Here is a 16,439-nt window from a genome sequence, read left to right as displayed (position 1 = left end):
TTGATTGATGGAACTTGATATAGTCTATCAGGTTGAGTAAAAAACAATTAGTACAAGTGAGTGACACAACGATGTTGCAAAAACATTCGACGCAAGGGCACCAAAAACTTTTTGCATTCTAAATCCTGTAATACACTTAATAAGTACTTTGCATCAAATATGCTTGCTTTGAAAAACTGCTATGCCTGGCCCAATATTAAAACTGCTTTTGTAATACTTTTTCTCTCCACTATTTATGCAACCACGAGCGGGCAGAAAAAAAACAGCTCTTACCAATACGATATACGAAAGGCTACTTCGGCCATAAAAATTGACGGAGTGATTGATGACCGGGCATGGCAGGATGCGGCGGTCGCGAAGGACTTTTTTATGGTGCAACCAATGGACACCAGTTTTGCTAAAACACTTACACAGGTACGGATGGCCTACGATGAACACAATTTGTACCTGCTGGCCGAATGTTTCCAGGGAGTTGCAGGACCAAACTATGTAGAGTCGTTGAGGAATGATTGGAACTTTGGTAAGAACGATAATTTTCTCATGTTTATGGACCCTTTTGATGACCAGACAAACGGGTTCGCTTTCGGTACTAACGCAGCGGGTGCGCAGTGGGATGGGATGATGTATGGCGGCAGCGCCGTCGATTTAAACTGGGATAATAAATGGAAGTCTGCGGTTAAAAACTATAAAGACAAATGGGTTCTTGAGCTGGCTATCCCCTTCAAGAGTATCCGGTATAAAAAAGACATCAGCAAGTGGGGAATTAATTTTAGCAGGCTTGATTTAAAGACGTCGGAAAAAAGTTCATGGGCTCCCGTTCCGAGACAATTTCCAACTGCTTCCCTCGCCTATTCCGGCATTCTGGCTTGGGACCAACCACCGCCTTCTGCCGGGTCTAACATCTCACTAATCCCTTATGCGCTTGGTGCCACTACAAAAAATCATGATAATAATTCTCCTTCAACCTATCGCAAAGATGTTGGTGTTGATGCAAAGATCGCTTTGACTTCGTCACTGAATTTGGACCTTACTGTTAACCCTGACTTTTCACAAGTAGAAGTAGACAGGCAGGTTACTAACCTCGATCGCTTCGAACTATTCTTTCCCGAAAGACGGCAGTTCTTTTTAGAAAACGGCGATCTTTTTGCCAACTTTGGTTATGCAAGTATTCGCCCGTTTTTCTCCCGAAGAATTGGGTTAGGCGTGCCTATTCGTTTCGGTGCCCGCATAAGCGGCAAGCCTGATAAGAACTGGAGAATTGGCGCGATGAATATGCAAACGGGCGGAGTAGATAACACAGGGTTGCCTGCTCAAAATTTTACTGTAGCTTCTGTGCAACGACGCGTTTTTTCAAGATCTAATATTGGTGTTATTTTCATCAATAAGGAGTCTGTTAATTATCACCCCGGTGCAGATCCTACAAAGCCTACCTATTCGAACTACAACCGCAATATTGGTTTAGAATATAACCTCGCATCATCTGATAACAAGATCACCGGTAAAGCCCTGGTTCTAAAATCTTTCACACCCGGCACTTCAGGTGGTGACTTTGTGCAAGCCGGAAACATACAATACTCGGGCAGAAAGATGCTGGTCTCATGGCAGCATGAGTATGTAGGAAAAAATTACAATCCTGAGGTTGGTTATGTGCCGAGGCGAGGCTACGTGAAGATCAACCCATCAGCAGGTTATTTCTTCTTCCCAAAGGGCGGTAAGATTTTAAGTCACGGTCCACAGCTCGTTTATCTTTCGTACTTCAATACTTCATTGAAAAAAACAGATGACGAGGCTTTCATCAATTATTCGTTCACTACAAGAAAGCAAAGCACGTTTTCCACTTTTCTATCTTACGACTATGTAGAATTGTTACAGGCCTTTGACCCTACAAATTTTACCAAAGACACCCTCGCTCGTGGAAGTACACACCGATGGAATGCATGGGGTACAAGCTTTGTCTCGAAGCCGCAAAGTGTTTTCACCTACGCGTTTTCAAGCAGGTATGGCGGGTATTATGCAAAGGGTACAAGATTAAATCTTACTGCAGATATAGGTTACAGGTTTCAACCGTACGTAAGCCTTGCGTTAAGCACCAGCTACAATAATATTGATTTACCCAAGCCGTGGAATCAACATACTTTCTGGTTAGTGGGTCCAAGGGTAGATGTAACGATGACGAATAAATTATTCTTCACAACATTTGTTCAGTACAACAATCAACAAAACAACATCAACCTTAATACACGCTTTCAGTGGAGATACAAACCTGCCTCTGACATCTTCTTTGTTTATACCGATAACTACCTGCCTGCTCCTTTCTCTGTGAGAAATCGTGCGATGGTACTGAAGTGGACCTACTGGTGGAATTTATAAGGTTAGGCGCTTGTATTTTTTATTTCCTTGCCTCCACTGTTTCGCTTATTTCTTTTATTGCATCTAGCCAAAAATGGCTAAAAAAGCTTTGTTCCTTTTGTAGAACATTAAATGTGTTGAGCCGGCACTTTAAATGATTTTCCCAAAAGCTATTTCTTCTGCTTTTAATTTTTTACATTGTTAATGAACGCGTTACAACTCCTCCACTTATGAATGGTTATCAAACAGATTTTCTTTCCGGCATTAACCTTCGTTTACCAACTCTAACAATTCAACAAAAAAAATTAAGAACTCCATTAAAAAGCAACCCAAAAGAGTTCGAACTGCAGTACACTCATTTTAGTATTGTAATGAACAAGAGCCGGAAGTTCGCATTTTACGCAGCCACCAATATTGATGGCACACAGTGGAATGCACAAATTAAAGAACGGGTAACTTTTGCGAAAGACACAAACATCGACGAAGAGTGCCAGGTTGGTGACGAGTTGTACGAGTTTTTTAAAGGCAAATCAGCCAACGACTTCGATAAAGGCCATATCGCCAAATTCCAGGATCCGCAATGGGGCGATACGGCAACAGTAAAAAAGGCTGCGGAAGAAACGATGAAATTTTCGAATTGCCTTCCCCAACATCATACACTTAACAGGGGTGCCTGGAAAAGTTTGGAGGATTATATTGTAAAGGGGTTTACCAAGCAAGAGGGCGAGGATGGCAGAAAGGTGACTGTATTTGCAGGTCCGATACTATTAACGAGCGATCCATTTTACATTGATCTGATTGATGGAAAGCCGCTACAGATTCCTTGTCATTTCTTTAAAATTGTTGTCTATAGAAACCGTGCTAATCTCCTCACAACGGTTGCTTTCATCATGAGCCAGGAAAACATTCTGCGTAAATACAATTTTGTAGTGGATAAAAAGCAGGACATCAAAGGCTTTACTGTAGCGCGAGAAATTCCCGTTAATGACTTTTTTCAAAACTTCAAAACCGGCGAGCCCTACCAGGTTCGTATAGACTTTGTTGAAGAAGTAACAGGCTTCAAATTTGGTCTTGATAAAGTAAATCAACCCTACACAAAAAAGGAATCTACAGAAGTCATCTTTAAAAGAGTGGAAGTGCCGTTAGCCAAAGAAGCCTTTAGCAGATTAAGTTTAAAAGACACTCCACTAAGTTTTAAGTTTGAGAAAATCACTCTTTAAAACATTCATACCTCGCTTCTAAGCCTTATATAAGTAGTTGAGCCTAATTTAACGAAGGTTATCTTATTTCTGGAGAAACACGCGGCAGGTACAAACAAAAAGCCGCCCTTTTTTTAAGGCGGCTTCCAGAAAATTGTAATCGTTTTTATTTGGCGACTTACTTACCTCTCTATTTATTCTGCCATTTCCTATCCAACATTTTTATAAAAAATCCTCCCACCACGCTCCGCGCCTGGAAACCAACCATCCGGCCGTTTGTTGTTTCGTGCCAGTCGCTTAGAGGCACCCGGGTATCAGTCTTTATAGCGTATTGGTAAACAGGATTTATAAAAGAATTGAAATCGTTCTGATTGTTTGCGAGAGTAGCTGTCCATACGATCCAATCGGACTTTGTATAAGTTTTCCTGCTGTCTAGAGGCAAGCCGTAATTGTTCTGCTTTGTGAGGTAATACTTTACTTCCTTGTTGTACACATCCGAGGGAAATACTCCCAGGTTCAACACTTTGTCCCAAACAAGATTATACTTCTGGCTCCAGCTAAAAGCACTATCGAAGGTCAGCTTGTAATGGTCGCCCGCATCGGCTAACTCGGTCCATCTTCTCGCCATGTATTTTGCACTATCCCCAATCGTTTTCGCAATATCATTATAGCCCAGTTGTTTCGCAAGGTTTGCATAGCCCGCAATGCCTACAATCGCTTTCACTGAAAGGTTGGTGTTCCTTGCAAGGTGACCTGCAAAGTCGTCGGTACAAAGTTGGTTAGCAGGATCGAAGCCAGCCTCTAAAAGATAATTGGCCCATCTCGTTAAAGTTGCCCAATGTTTCTTCGCATAGTCTGCATTTCCCTCTGCCTTAGCAATTGCCGTAGTTAGTATAAGCATGTTACCACCTTCTTCAACCGGCATAGGTTCGCCATATACCACACCATTCGCCAGCGGGTAAGTTCCCAGGTCATGGGCTGCATACGGCTTGTCATACTGTCCACTTTCGGTGTAGTAAAAAATTCCGTTCAACATTCCTTTCAACAATTCAGGATTGTATAACAGAAACAAAGGCGCAGACGGATAAGTAACGTCAACAGTATTGATGCATCCGTTGCTGTAGTTCTCTTTTGATAAGAACAACAACTCTCCGTCCTGGCTTCTCACCAGTTTATGCGCGGCAATAGCCTGCCGGTAAGCAATTTCACAAAGCCGGGCATAAGTGTCGCCACCTGCAGCCACAGCATCGCTATACATTTTCTTATTAAACGTAGTGCACGCGGTTATGATCTTATTATAATCGGTTGCAGCTGCCTGCAGTTCGCCCATGATGTTTTTTGATGAATCACGGTTCCACCACGGTCTTAAATTCTGTTTGAAATATTGTACCGAATAGATGTCGTCGTAACCCAACATCACAAATTGCTCTTTAGGGACAGCAGTAACTTTTCCAAAAGGGATAATGGTATTTAGAGACAAGTGTTTGCCCGTTAGCTCAGTATTAGGAACGTCAGTTGTGTTGGCAATGAGTTGATTTAGGGCAGCAATAGCCGAAGACGTGTACTGGATTGCTTTTGCCGTCTTAGGAGTGGCAACGTACATGTATCCCCAATCGATCCTTAAATCATCGCCTTTTTTTGCAAGAACAGGTTGCTCAACTGTGCCTGCTTTTAAAACAGACAAAGTATTGGTACTTACGTTTTGAGCAACGACTTCCTGGTTTTGAAGATTTGTGGCAATATCTGTAGATGCGCTAAAAAACAATTTTACATCATGCGGCTTCGCATCGTTCGACTTGACTTTGTATGAAATGTAAGAAATAGGTCTTGATAGGAGATCAAGGTTACTCATCAACAAAGGCGAAGTAAACGTAACGGTAAGGTTGGCTTTACCACAAACAAATTCATAGATAGTTTGAGTTGCATTCAGCGCTACACTTTTCTGGACAGCCTCCTGTACCAGGTCACTTGATTTCGACTCCGGCTCTTCTACAATACCTGCGTCCAGCCATTGTCCTCCTGCTGTGTTCGCCACATGAATTGCCAATACATTATTCTCTTTTTTCAACTTCGATTTCACGTTGTCATCAATTGGGAAATACTGAAACTTATTCAGCCACCCGCGCTTGTTATAAATTTTATCGCCGTTCAAATACACCTCTGTATTATCATCATGATTGATTTTCAAAAACAGCTTGTTAAGCTTCAAATCATTTATAGAGAAAGTTCTGCGAATCCATAAATCTTTGCTGCGCCATTTCGTTTGCGCCGCGTTGCTATTGCCAAAAGGGGCAGCGCCCGTCTTCCACGAAGCGTCGTCATAGGTAACATTCATCCAGCTACTATCAGAGATAGTCTCGGTGTATTTAACTGTGTAGTCAGCTATGTCAGTGGTAGCAATTAAGTTGTTGTACGGTTTGTCTTCCCTACCAAGAAAACGATAAATTTTTCCATCCACTTTCAGCATTCCAAGCAGAGAATGTTCTGTACCAGTCCAATGCCTGGTAGCAGAAGCATTGAGTGTATCGGTAACTGACCAAATACTAAAATAGGGATCATGAGTAATCAGGGGATAAGCAGGAGCCTTTTGCTGCGCAATAACGAATCCCGTTGTAAAGATGGTTAGTACAAAGAGGAAAAGCTTTTGAACATAGTTAGCGCTTTCGATTTTTTCCATAAGAGAATGATTCTTTTCTTTTAAATTTTACTTGATTTTCTAAGTTGTTTTCTATGAGGTAAAAATACAATGGTCAAGGCGAAGGATGGCTTTATTTTCTTTGGCTGCCAGCAAATTTTCTCGCTTCATCTTTGGTTGTGTCACACCCTTGTGCAGTTTATTTTCAATCGGCTTCAGCCTTTATTTGTAAGACCCCACGCTAAATTAAACCGACAAGAAGGAAGTTATTGAGCACTTGTGCCTCGTACACCTTTCAAAGCTCCTACACTTGCACGAACCGTTGAATCTATCCTTACTTGTAACTCGTTTGATTTCGTTAGCGCTTCGTTTAGCGGCAGCCCAACGGGTAAGCCAGGTCGTTTATGTTTCGTTGCTGAAAGCCATGCATCACGCATCAGGTTTTGGCGTTCCGCTACCAGTTTTAAATATTGCGATGCATTTTCGATGCGTTTTAAACTTTCAATTACGCTAGGCGAACGAGCGACCTCCTTATATCCCAGGAACAACAAGATTGCTCTCGCCATGATCCAATGCCCTGTTTCACCCGGATGTACCCCATCCGGTGCTAATGCAAAGCCGTCTAAACCGAATTGTCTATCCACTTGTCGATGTGCCACCAGGTACTTTTTCATCGGGTAATGAATGTCGATAACCTCCCACTTTTTTTGTTGCTTCATCGAAAGTAGCCAATCAGAGTATCGGTCAAGCACGGCAGCGTACCCGATACTTTTACCCCTCACTTCATCATAAACAGGCGGAGTAAGATGAATAATTTTCGCCCCTGTTTTCTCTATCTCATCATGTAGCCAGTTGATACCGTCCTTAAACTTTTCAAAGCGGCCCTTATCAAATGGCATAGAGATACCGTCGTTCATTCCATAACAAGCAAACACCAGGTCGGGTTTTGTCTGTTCAAGTACGCGAGCAAGTCTTTCATGAAGATCAGGCCTCGGGAAAGCACCTCCAGCATGTCCCGGCTCCGACAACCCAGACACTGTTTCGCTTGGCAATCCAACATTCATAAACTCCAGTTGCCTGCCGGGAAATTGTAGCCTCAGGTAAGCTTCCACATCATTCACGTAGTTGCCCGCCCATGTAATACTGTTACCAAGAAAAAGGATTCGTTTTACACTAGGCCTTATACTTTGAGCCATTATTGAACCTTTTCCTAATAGTAATGAAATCAAAAGAGTTGTCAGGATACATTTAGTCATGAGAAGAATCTAGAATTTCTATAAAAAAGTTTTTGTCTACGCCTAAAATTAGAATCATGCGCTTACAATAGTCTATCAAAATTTAAGTGAAGTTTTAAAGTACAGGCGACGCAAGCAAAAGAAGCTCGTCGTTATGAAACTTCATTTATTTAAATTATCTTAATTCCTGTTACTCTCCACCTATTGTAAGCTTACCCTCGAAATACATCCTTTAGAGCTGCGGTTAATCATCTTATTCATTTAAAATCTATAACAATGGCAGTCATTTTAATTACGGGATGTAGTACGGGCATTGGTTTCGCAACAGCCGAAACACTCGCTCGAAACGGAAACATTGTATACGCTACAATGCGCACACCAGCAAACTGTCCGCAAATACAGGAGCTTGCGGATGGAGAAAAACTACCAATCAGAATATTGCCATTAGACGTTTTAGATGACGAATCTGTTCAAACTGCGGTTAATAAGGTGATATCTGATGAAGGCGTGATTGATGTGCTAATTAATAACGCTGGAGTGGGGTCTTTTGGGTCAGTCGAAGAACTATCTATGGAAATCATAAGAAAAGACATGGAGACAAATTACTTTGGAACAGTGCGCTGTATCAAAGCCGTCTTGCGCAAAATGCGGGAACGCAGAAGTGGCACTATCATAAATGTAACCTCAGTTGCCGGTAAAGTGTATTCCAATTTTCATGGTGCCTACTGCGCATCAAAAGCTGCAGTGGAAGCTTTTAGCGAATCATTGGCCCAGGAAACCAAACCATTCAATGTAAAAGTCGCTGTTGTTGAACCGGGAGTTATCGAGACCCCAATTTTCAGAAAAGCAAATGCTTACCCGGAAAAGATGCTTTATCCTAACCTAAAAAGATTTATGTCTTTGTTTGCGGCGTCTCTCGAAAATCACGTTCCTCCATCAGTCGTTGCCGATGTCATTAATGATATAGTAGCTGGTAAAACAAAGAGTTTTAGAAATCCGGCCGGTCCTGATGCCAGTCCTTTATTGTCTTGGAGAGGGTCTGCATCAGATGAAGACTGGATAAGTTCAGTGGATATAACCGATGAAACGTGGATAAGCTTTATGGAACAAAACATGGGACTGCAAGTAAGAAAATACATGGAGGATAGCCAGATGCCCCAGTTCAATTAAGAGTTACAACAAATATTGCTCAAAGCATTTTGGAAATAATCATTTATTCAACCTAAAACAATCTTTTATGAGCTTTGAAAATGTTGCTCTTGCAGGCACCTCTGCAGAAGTTGTCGGAAAAGAATTACAGCCTTTTATAGCAGGGAAAATTTTTATTGAAGGAGATGTTGAATACGATATGGCCCGTACTATATGGAACGGTATGATAGACAGAAAACCAGCTATAATTGTCGAATGTAAAAATAGTGATGACGTAAAACTTGCCGTGGAATTTGCAGGTAAACAAGGCATGCTTGTATCGGTAAAATGTGGCGGACATAATGTTGCAGGAAACGCGGTTTGCAATGGAGGACTAATGATCGACCTGTCGGCAATGAAGGAAATCGAGGTAGATTCGCAAAATAAAAAAATACGGGCACAGGGAGGAGTTTTGTGGCAGGAGCTTGATAAAGCAACCCAGGTATATGGCCTGGCAACAACTGGTGGTACCGTGTCAGATACGGGCATAGCGGGGCTAACATTGGGTGGAGGCATGGGATACCTAATGGGTAAGCACGGCCTAAGTTGCGATAATCTTTTGTCAGCGGAAATTGTAATTGCTTCAGGTGAACTCTTAAAAGTGGATAAAGACAATAATGCCGATTTGTTTTGGGCGATTCGCGGCGGCGGTGGCAACTTCGGTATTGTCACTGTGTTTGAGTTTAGTTTGCATTCTGTTGGTCCGAATATTCTCGCGGGTTTGATATTATACCCCATGGACCAGGCGAAAGAAATGCTGCAATACTACCGGGATAATATCCGTCACACATCAAGCGAGATCATTACTTATACCGGTTTTCTGGTTACACCCGATGGTCTTCCTGTATGCTTTATTTTACCTACATGGTTAGGGCCATTGGAAGAAGGTGAAGAACAACTCGCCAGGCTCCGTTCGTTTGGAACTCCTATAGTTGACCTTGTTAGTGAGATTCCTTATACTCAATTGCAATCCCTTTTTGACTCTGCGACACCAACTGGCATGAGGAGATATTGGAAATCGGGTTATTTCACAGAAATCTCTGATGAGCTTATCGACATTTTTATCAGGAATGTAGCGAAACGCCCTTCACCTTATTCACCAGTACTATTTTTTCATATGAGAGGTGCCGCAGCAATAACTCCTGCAGAAGAAACTGCTTTTGTTCACCGAGGTGATCAATGGGATGTAGACATTATAAGCCAATGGATTGAAGCTGAAGAAGATGAGATAAACATCAACTGGACTCGGAGTTTTTGGAAGGAGATTGAGCCTTTTAGCAAAGGAGTATATGTTAACCACCTCGACAGTGATGACAACGAAAGGGTCAAAAATGCTTATGGAGTTAATTACGAAAAATTGAGGCAGATTAAGCGCAAGTACGACCCAAGCAACTTTTTCAGGTTGAATAATAATATTCTTCCGTCCTGAAAATACTATTCAAAAACATTCAATCTACGGTAAGAGCCGAAATTCAAATTCGCTTTAAACAACCAGCCCCAAAGTTCAATTCTTTTGGGGCTTTTATTTTTACTACTAATTCAATAAAAACTAATCATATTTCACACCTACACGTAGCGCTTTGAGTCCGCTAACTCCTTGCAAATCTTCCAACTCAAATTTTTCTACTTTTTCCGTTAGCAGCTTTTTGCTTTGTAAATAATTTATGTGCTGCAAATACACAGTTACCTCAGAAGAGTTTGAGTAAATAATTGCAATTGTATGTGGTTGAGTAAGCCGCTCCGAACTTCCCTTTATGCGCGATTTGTCTATTCTCTTCTTAAGAACTTCATACCTGATATTGCTCGAACCTTCTACATCAAAACGACGTTCGTCTTTTCGGAAACAAATGTCTATAGGATGCGTTTGAACCAAAATTAATTGAGTAGTTAAAAGTGAAAGTGGCAAGGTATCCTGCATCTCGTAATTCAGCTTTGCAATATGCGCCATGGTAGTAAGCTGCCACAGCTTCAAATTCTTCAAGTAAATAGGATCAAAAGTTTTTGTTGAAACAATCGACTTACCTATATAAATGTTGTATTCAACTCCGTCGGTGCGATACTTTTCAAAATAAAAATTATAAATCGCTTGTTGTTTCTTTACTTCCTCCTCGAGGTACTCAACTATACTTTTATTGATTTTTTCAATACTAATTTCATAAGCATTCAGGTTGGAGTTAAAAACACCATGACGTTTATCAGTTTTTGCAAAATAGTTTGCGATCTCTTTCTCATAACCGAGGTTTCGCTCCGACAGGTATCGAAAGAAGACGAACACTTCATTCTCAAAAAACTCAATGATTTCTATTTCGTTTTCGGTAGTAATAAAATCATCAATCGAATCAATAAAACGCTCACACTTAAATTTGATGCTATCCAGCAGTGGTAAAGAAATGTCTTTCGATGTTTTGTCAAGCAATTGAACGGTAGCTTCCAACTGGTTTACATAATCGTTTTTTAAAGCAATATTTCTTTCAACAGAAGAGTCGCGGATATCGATAGCGCCATATAGAGGATGAACTTCAGGGAAGACAATATCTTCAACAACATCTTCTTTTTTGTTATCTCCATGATTGCGTAAGGTATTCCATGCGGCCTCATGAAACTTCCACTCAACAGAAGGTTGCAAAGGAGTATATTTCTCTTTTACAATTCTATTGATATTATTGTCCAAAGTCTCAATCATATAGTACAAGAGATCTCGTATTAGCGGAACAGCAGGTTGCAAAATGTCGATGACCTTTGTAGAAATGTTTTCCTTTTCTAACTCAAACAAACCGAGCAGTCCGTCCTTCTTCGTGAAAATAGGCAGCACGAGATAATTTTTAATTTGCTGCTTGCCGAGGTCATTTATCGAAGCCCTGCTTATGACAAAGTCCTTATCTATATTAGAAAATATATAAGGTTCCGGATTTTCCGATAGCCTCGAATATGTCTCATTTATGTCGATTCCTTTTTTTATGCTCCGTTCTATCGACGAAATACCCACACCTTTTGTTATCAGGAAACTATCATAAACAATTCGTCCGTTTAACTTAAAAAATGGCGTAATACCTATCCTGATCATCGAGTCGTTTACCAGTTCACCTATGGCCATTTCTACCTGGTTCACCGTTTCGTCAATAGAAACCATCGGCATATTTATAATGGCATTTTTTAGCTCAGCAATTGCCATTTCTTTACTTACATCTTCAATCGATATCATGCAAAAACCTTCAACCGTGAATTTCTCGGAAGGAAACTTTTTGAACGCAGCGAAAAAATCATTGCCGGTAGAGTTAATAATCTTGACCCACTTAGGATTATAGGGAGGTAAGGTTCCATTAACATGCACCTCAATGAAACTACTTTCGACTGTCATCTGGAGATGCTTGATGATATCCCCCTCTTTATTTTTAACCTGTTTAATTATCTTATGGTTATCATCGGTTTTAATATTGTAGCAACGTTCCAATATTAGCCTCACAAAATATCTCAGGTTGCTTTCTTCATCCTCCTGTGTGTTGAACTCGATGTGTTCGTCAATGAAGGTTGTTTTGAAGGTGTCTGAATAATGAAACAAACAACTAGGTTGTAAAAAAGCAAGTGCAAAAGGATGGCTCTCCACACTTGAAGAAAGCGGCACCAAAGACATTACCAGCAGTTGGATAAGTTCCTCGTGTTGCTCCAACATCTTTACATCTGTAAAAGGGACGATGAGCTCAGGCGTTTGGTTAAATTTTTTTATGAGATATCGATAGAATTTAACCCTGATATCCTGTGAATGATCCATTTTCTTTTGTAGAAAACGAACATACGGCCCGAAAGAAGGATTAAACTGAAAGTGTTGTTCAGTGATCCACGGTCTTGACTTTTGTTTATAAATTTTCATTGCATTTACTTCCTCCCACCCAAATTTAATTCTTCCCTACAAATTGTAATGTAACCAGAAGTTAACGTACTTATTATTTCACTTCAACAGTGTTGTGTCACTCACTTGTACCCCAAATTCTATTGCGACTTTTCTTAGGTAGTATCAAACTTAAATAGCACTTTTTTCTTAAAAGTTAATACCGACAGTTACGTACGGTTGCGTTCCTTCAATGGAATGCCCGACTACTACTTGTATCAAGACAAGATCTGCCGGTACAACATACAATCCTCCGCCGTAGCCGTCATGCCATTTATTAGATTTCTCTCCACGAGCCCATACCCTTCCCACGTCGTTGAAGCCAATAAGACCAACGCTTCCGGGCGCGAGGTAAGACGTAAAGTCAAACAACTTTAACTGCGCCTGTATACTATGATAAAACATTGAATGACCTGTAAACCGGTTAAAATGATAGCCTCTTAAATTTTGTATACCTCCTAGCTGCATCTGTTGAAAGAAAGCAGGCTGGCCCACTGTTGAGCCCGCCGCCAGTCGATTAACAATTACCAAATTAGAATCTCTTAAAACAGGCATATAAAAGCTGAGGTCAGTAGTAACGCGTCCATAAGTTTTTTTATCCCCTTTTATCTCCTGCATTCCTCTTATTTCTGACGACCAGTAGACGCCTTTAAAAGGAAGTATATAACGGTTTCTTGTATCAAGCGTAGCGCCGCCAACAAGTCCGGCATAGTAGCGCTTACTAAAAACGTTTTCGTTAGGATGGGTAGCGCTGTAAGTCTCTAAAAAACGATTTTCATTTTTTAACTGATTGCTATTATAAAACTGTCCCGCCACTCCCACACTTACCCTAAGATGACGTTGTATGTTTTGTTTCAATCTTATGTCGGCATTTATATAATCGTATTGATTGCGATAAAAAGCAATTCCCTTATTACCAGTCTTTATAAATTGTGTTTCATTACCAACTCCATAAAAATTACTAATGTTGTGCGGCCCCCTGGACAACACATTAATCAATAAATCTGTTTTACCAAAAACCCTCCTAATATCTCCAAAGTAACTAAACATAAAGGCCTTGCGACCAGTAGAATAATTGGCAAATAGTTCATGACGCGCAGCAAAAGGATCTTTCCTAAACCCGTGTTTCTCATAAATTATTCCTGCTCTAAGTTGCACTCCCTGGTCAAGGTTGTACATAGCGGAGACGATAGGGCCAAACTGATCATACTTAAAAGCTCGTTTATCGAAATTGTATATAGAGGTGTCGGCTGAAATACGAATTTTAGCATCACGGCTATTTGGCAACACATTCTCACTGTTTATGCCATCATAGACAAATACCTTGTTTTTGTTTCGAACCTCGTTACTCACGTAAAAGCTGTCTTTATCTGCTCCTCCCAGCAACCTTACTTTTATTGGAGATTTACCTGTTCCTTTCACTGCGAAAGTATTCCTTCCGGCAAAACCATACAGCCTCACTTCTTTCGTTACGTCTGGACTGAAGGTTCTTTCAAAAATCACTTTTTCCTTTGCTCCATCCTTCTTTGTTTTGTAAATCGTTACACCAAGCTCGCCATTACTTTTGTTCTCTAATTCGAAAATTTCATGCTTATCAGAAGTCGGAATATCAACATACTTAGATAAGAACTTATAATATTTCAGCGCCTCTTTCTCAAGCAGGTTTCTTCGGGCAATTAATGTCTCTACAATTTTTTCACCTGAAAGCGCATACACGGTATCGGGTAGTAACCTGATTGATTTTTTTATTAGGCTGTCGGTGATCTTACTTTGAACATATTTGATCTGTTCTTTCCAATCTTCTTCATTTAGACTATTTAAAAAGTACCGATCAAAGTACCGGTTGTTGTAATTATATCCGCCAATATCCCTGATCTCCTTTTTAAATCCCTGCAAATTCGACTTCAACCATTGATGACTCAAAAACCACGGAAGTACACCCGAGGTATTGTAATAAACCTTATCGCGATCCCGAGGAACGGGTGTATATAGAAGGCCATTTTTATCTTTTATTCTCTCCCATCTCCATTGATCTTCATGCCTGTCCCAGTCACCCATTAAGATATCTAGTAGTCTTGCCCTCAGAACTAATTTTTGATCAACTCTTGTATCGTTATCGTCTTGCAGTTCCTGTTGGGCGCGTTCAGAATTATCAGACCTGATGGTATCTACCGCTTCCCTTTCCTCAAACAGCAATACGGAGTTAGCAAAATCGGCACGATACTCTCCCAAACCCGGATCATCGGCTACGTAAATAATCTCAGGGTTTGAATGAGGTATACCAAGTGCGCTGGCAAAAGGCGGCACCGTTAAAGCCGAATAAGGATGTCCTGTAACTACCTGGTCCTGCAAAATATCTTTAGCAACTGTTTTTCTTAGTTTCTCGGGCAAACCTCTTTCAGGATATTTTTGAATGGTTCGAAGTACCCATTGTCTTCCCCGCGGATCTTTAAGCCGCAGAGATTTAGTTTGCAATCCCCCACCTCTTTGTAGTATGGTAAGTCCTCCTTTTTCTTTCGACAGATGAAAGACCCGCATTTTTACTGGCACTGCCCATAATTTTCTGTAGCTCTCTCCCAACCAAAAACGATGAAACTTACCAACCTGGTCGTATGCTGGTGCAATTGCTACTAAAACACTGTCGTTTTTTGCTTCTGATATCTGCGCACGAGCTCCAACAAATGCTAAAGTAAAAAGAACCCATATTGCTCCGTATTTCAATCTAGCTGCAAACATTAAAAAAATCTTCATCATGTTTTTAAAATAAAAACTTTAGTTTGAATTTACAAGATTTTAAAAGGAAAACAAATCGCAGATGTTTTGAAAGGGCCTAATCATGTTTGGTAGGACTGGCTGACTTATCTTATTATCACTTTTTCTTGCTAACCAAAGAGGCTTTCCTGCAATCGAAATTGTTCTGCGCCTTCTTATGGACTTTAAGCGAGATTGTTTAAGGCCTTTTTTCTATCTTTTATTTTTTATCTTCATCAAAAGCTTGTTTATGAGAACCTTCACTCAATATGTGTCTCTTTGCCTTCTATTAATTTGTAATGTCTACAATGTTTTTGGACAGGATAAAAGCAAACTAAGAATTATTATGATTGGTGCGCACCCCGATGACTGCGACATGGGCGGAGGAGGTACGGCGATTCTTTTTGCAAAAATGGGATACGCAGTAAAATTTGTTTCTGTAACAAACGGAGATGCTGGTCACCAAACAATGAAAGGCGTACCACTAGCAACCCGCAGGTTTGCAGAAGCACAGGAAGCAGGTAAACGATTTGGAGTTACCTACGATGTACTTAACAATCATGATGGCGAATTATTGCCAACGCTGGCAGTACGGCTGCAGATTATAAAGAAGATAAGGGAATGGAACGCAGATATAGTGATTGCTCCGCGCCCAAACGACTATCATCCTGACCATAGATACACGGGAGTGCTTGTGCAGGACGCAGCGTATATGGTGGCAGTACCAAATGTAGCACCGGGAACACCGGCATTAAAAAAGAACCCAGTCTTTCTTTACTTCCAGGACCGCTTTCAAAAGCCTAATCCTTTCAGACCTGATATTGCGATAGATATAACTCCTGTATATCTTCAAAAAATTCATGCAATGGATGCGCACGAATCGCAGATGTATGAGTGGCTTCCATGGATAGGACATTTTCTTGACCAAGTGCCTGCAAAAAAACAAGAAAGGGAAGATTGGCTCGCCAAGAGAAGAGCGGTAGAGATTATACCATCAGTAAGACAGTCTCTTGAAAAATGGTATGGAAAAGATAAAGCCGGAACAATACAGAATGCCGAGGCTTTTGAAATTTGCGAGTATGGCGCGCAACCTAACGATGAAGAAAAGAAAAGACTGTTTCCAATGTTGGCGGTTACGGGTGCGAGTTTATAGGTTTGAGCGTGTTGCAGATATAAGTGTTACCTGGCAAAGTAGA

General features: G+C 40.8%; 9 protein-coding genes. 5 read left to right on the top strand and 4 right to left on the bottom strand.

All coding sequences use genetic code 11. The features are described from left to right. The first annotated feature begins 168 nt into the window (after positions 1 to 168). A complete protein-coding gene (locus SAE01_RS02985) occupies positions 169 to 2,370 on the top strand; it encodes a DUF5916 domain-containing protein (RefSeq protein ID WP_246113146.1) in 2,202 nt (733 codons plus the stop codon). A gap of 209 nt (positions 2,371 to 2,579) precedes the next feature. Further along, the gene (locus SAE01_RS02980; RefSeq protein ID WP_147202082.1) at positions 2,580 to 3,569 is read left to right on the top strand and encodes a DNA/RNA non-specific endonuclease; all 990 of its coding nucleotides are present in this window, start codon (positions 2,580 to 2,582) and stop codon (positions 3,567 to 3,569) included. A gap of 169 nt (positions 3,570 to 3,738) precedes the next feature. Here SAE01_RS02980 and SAE01_RS02975 read toward each other — a convergent pair whose 3' ends face one another. Together SAE01_RS02975 and SAE01_RS02970 are read right to left on the bottom strand one after the other, a co-directional pair. Further along, a complete protein-coding gene (locus SAE01_RS02975) occupies positions 3,739 to 6,225 on the bottom strand; it encodes a glutaminase family protein (RefSeq protein ID WP_147202080.1) in 2,487 nt (828 codons plus the stop codon). Between the two features lie 224 nt (positions 6,226 to 6,449). After that, entirely contained in the window at positions 6,450 to 7,379 is a 930-nt protein-coding gene (locus SAE01_RS02970; protein ID WP_246113145.1) for an SGNH/GDSL hydrolase family protein, read from the bottom strand. A gap of 315 nt (positions 7,380 to 7,694) precedes the next feature. Here SAE01_RS02970 and SAE01_RS02965 point away from each other — a divergent pair, with 315 nt between their 5' ends. Beyond that, on the top strand, positions 7,695 to 8,588 hold the full coding sequence (locus SAE01_RS02965) for an SDR family oxidoreductase (RefSeq protein ID WP_147202076.1): 894 nt from the start codon (positions 7,695 to 7,697) through the stop codon (positions 8,586 to 8,588). A 67-nt stretch (positions 8,589 to 8,655) separates the two neighbouring features. Continuing rightward, the gene (locus SAE01_RS02960; RefSeq protein ID WP_147202074.1) at positions 8,656 to 10,035 is read left to right on the top strand and encodes an FAD-binding oxidoreductase; all 1,380 of its coding nucleotides are present in this window, start codon (positions 8,656 to 8,658) and stop codon (positions 10,033 to 10,035) included. 120 nt (positions 10,036 to 10,155) lie between these two features. Here the strand turns inward: SAE01_RS02960 and SAE01_RS02955 are convergent, their stop codons facing one another. Together SAE01_RS02955 and SAE01_RS02950 are read right to left on the bottom strand one after the other, a co-directional pair. Then, positions 10,156 to 12,474: a hypothetical protein gene (locus SAE01_RS02955; RefSeq protein WP_147202073.1), complete on the bottom strand. Its 2,319-nt coding sequence runs from the start codon at positions 12,472 to 12,474 to the stop codon at positions 10,156 to 10,158. A 168-nt stretch (positions 12,475 to 12,642) separates the two neighbouring features. Continuing rightward, positions 12,643 to 15,246 carry a BamA/TamA family outer membrane protein gene (locus SAE01_RS02950; protein WP_218029054.1) on the bottom strand — a complete coding sequence of 868 codons (2,604 nt, stop codon included), beginning with the start codon at positions 15,244 to 15,246 and terminating at the stop codon, positions 12,643 to 12,645. A 247-nt stretch (positions 15,247 to 15,493) separates the two neighbouring features. Between SAE01_RS02950 and SAE01_RS02945 the strand changes: the two genes are divergently transcribed. Further along, positions 15,494 to 16,396, top strand: a complete 903-nt coding sequence (locus SAE01_RS02945) for a PIG-L deacetylase family protein (RefSeq protein WP_147202071.1) — start codon at positions 15,494 to 15,496, stop codon at positions 16,394 to 16,396. Positions 16,397 to 16,439 lie beyond the last annotated feature (43 nt).

The organism is Segetibacter aerophilus (assembly GCF_007991655.1).
Classification (GTDB): domain Bacteria; phylum Bacteroidota; class Bacteroidia; order Chitinophagales; family Chitinophagaceae; genus Segetibacter; species Segetibacter aerophilus.
The sequence above is the reverse complement of the archived record's forward strand: the minus strand, read 5'-3'. Positions and strand labels throughout refer to the sequence as shown.

Excerpts from the sequence above, each read along its gene's own strand:
- SAE01_RS02980 (WP_147202082.1), top strand. The coding sequence starts at position 2,580 with ATGAATGGTTATCAAACAGATTTTCTTTCCGGCATTAACCTTCGTTTA.
- SAE01_RS02975 (WP_147202080.1), bottom strand. The coding sequence starts at position 6,225 with ATGGAAAAAATCGAAAGCGCTAACTATGTTCAAAAGCTTTTCCTCTTT.
- SAE01_RS02970 (WP_246113145.1), bottom strand. The coding sequence starts at position 7,379 with ATGGCTCAAAGTATAAGGCCTAGTGTAAAACGAATCCTTTTTCTTGGT.
- SAE01_RS02965 (WP_147202076.1), top strand. The coding sequence starts at position 7,695 with ATGGCAGTCATTTTAATTACGGGATGTAGTACGGGCATTGGTTTCGCA.
- SAE01_RS02960 (WP_147202074.1), top strand. The coding sequence starts at position 8,656 with ATGAGCTTTGAAAATGTTGCTCTTGCAGGCACCTCTGCAGAAGTTGTC.
- SAE01_RS02955 (WP_147202073.1), bottom strand. The coding sequence starts at position 12,474 with ATGAAAATTTATAAACAAAAGTCAAGACCGTGGATCACTGAACAACAC.
- SAE01_RS02950 (WP_218029054.1), bottom strand. The coding sequence starts at position 15,246 with ATGATGAAGATTTTTTTAATGTTTGCAGCTAGATTGAAATACGGAGCA.
- SAE01_RS02945 (WP_147202071.1), top strand. The coding sequence starts at position 15,494 with ATGAGAACCTTCACTCAATATGTGTCTCTTTGCCTTCTATTAATTTGT.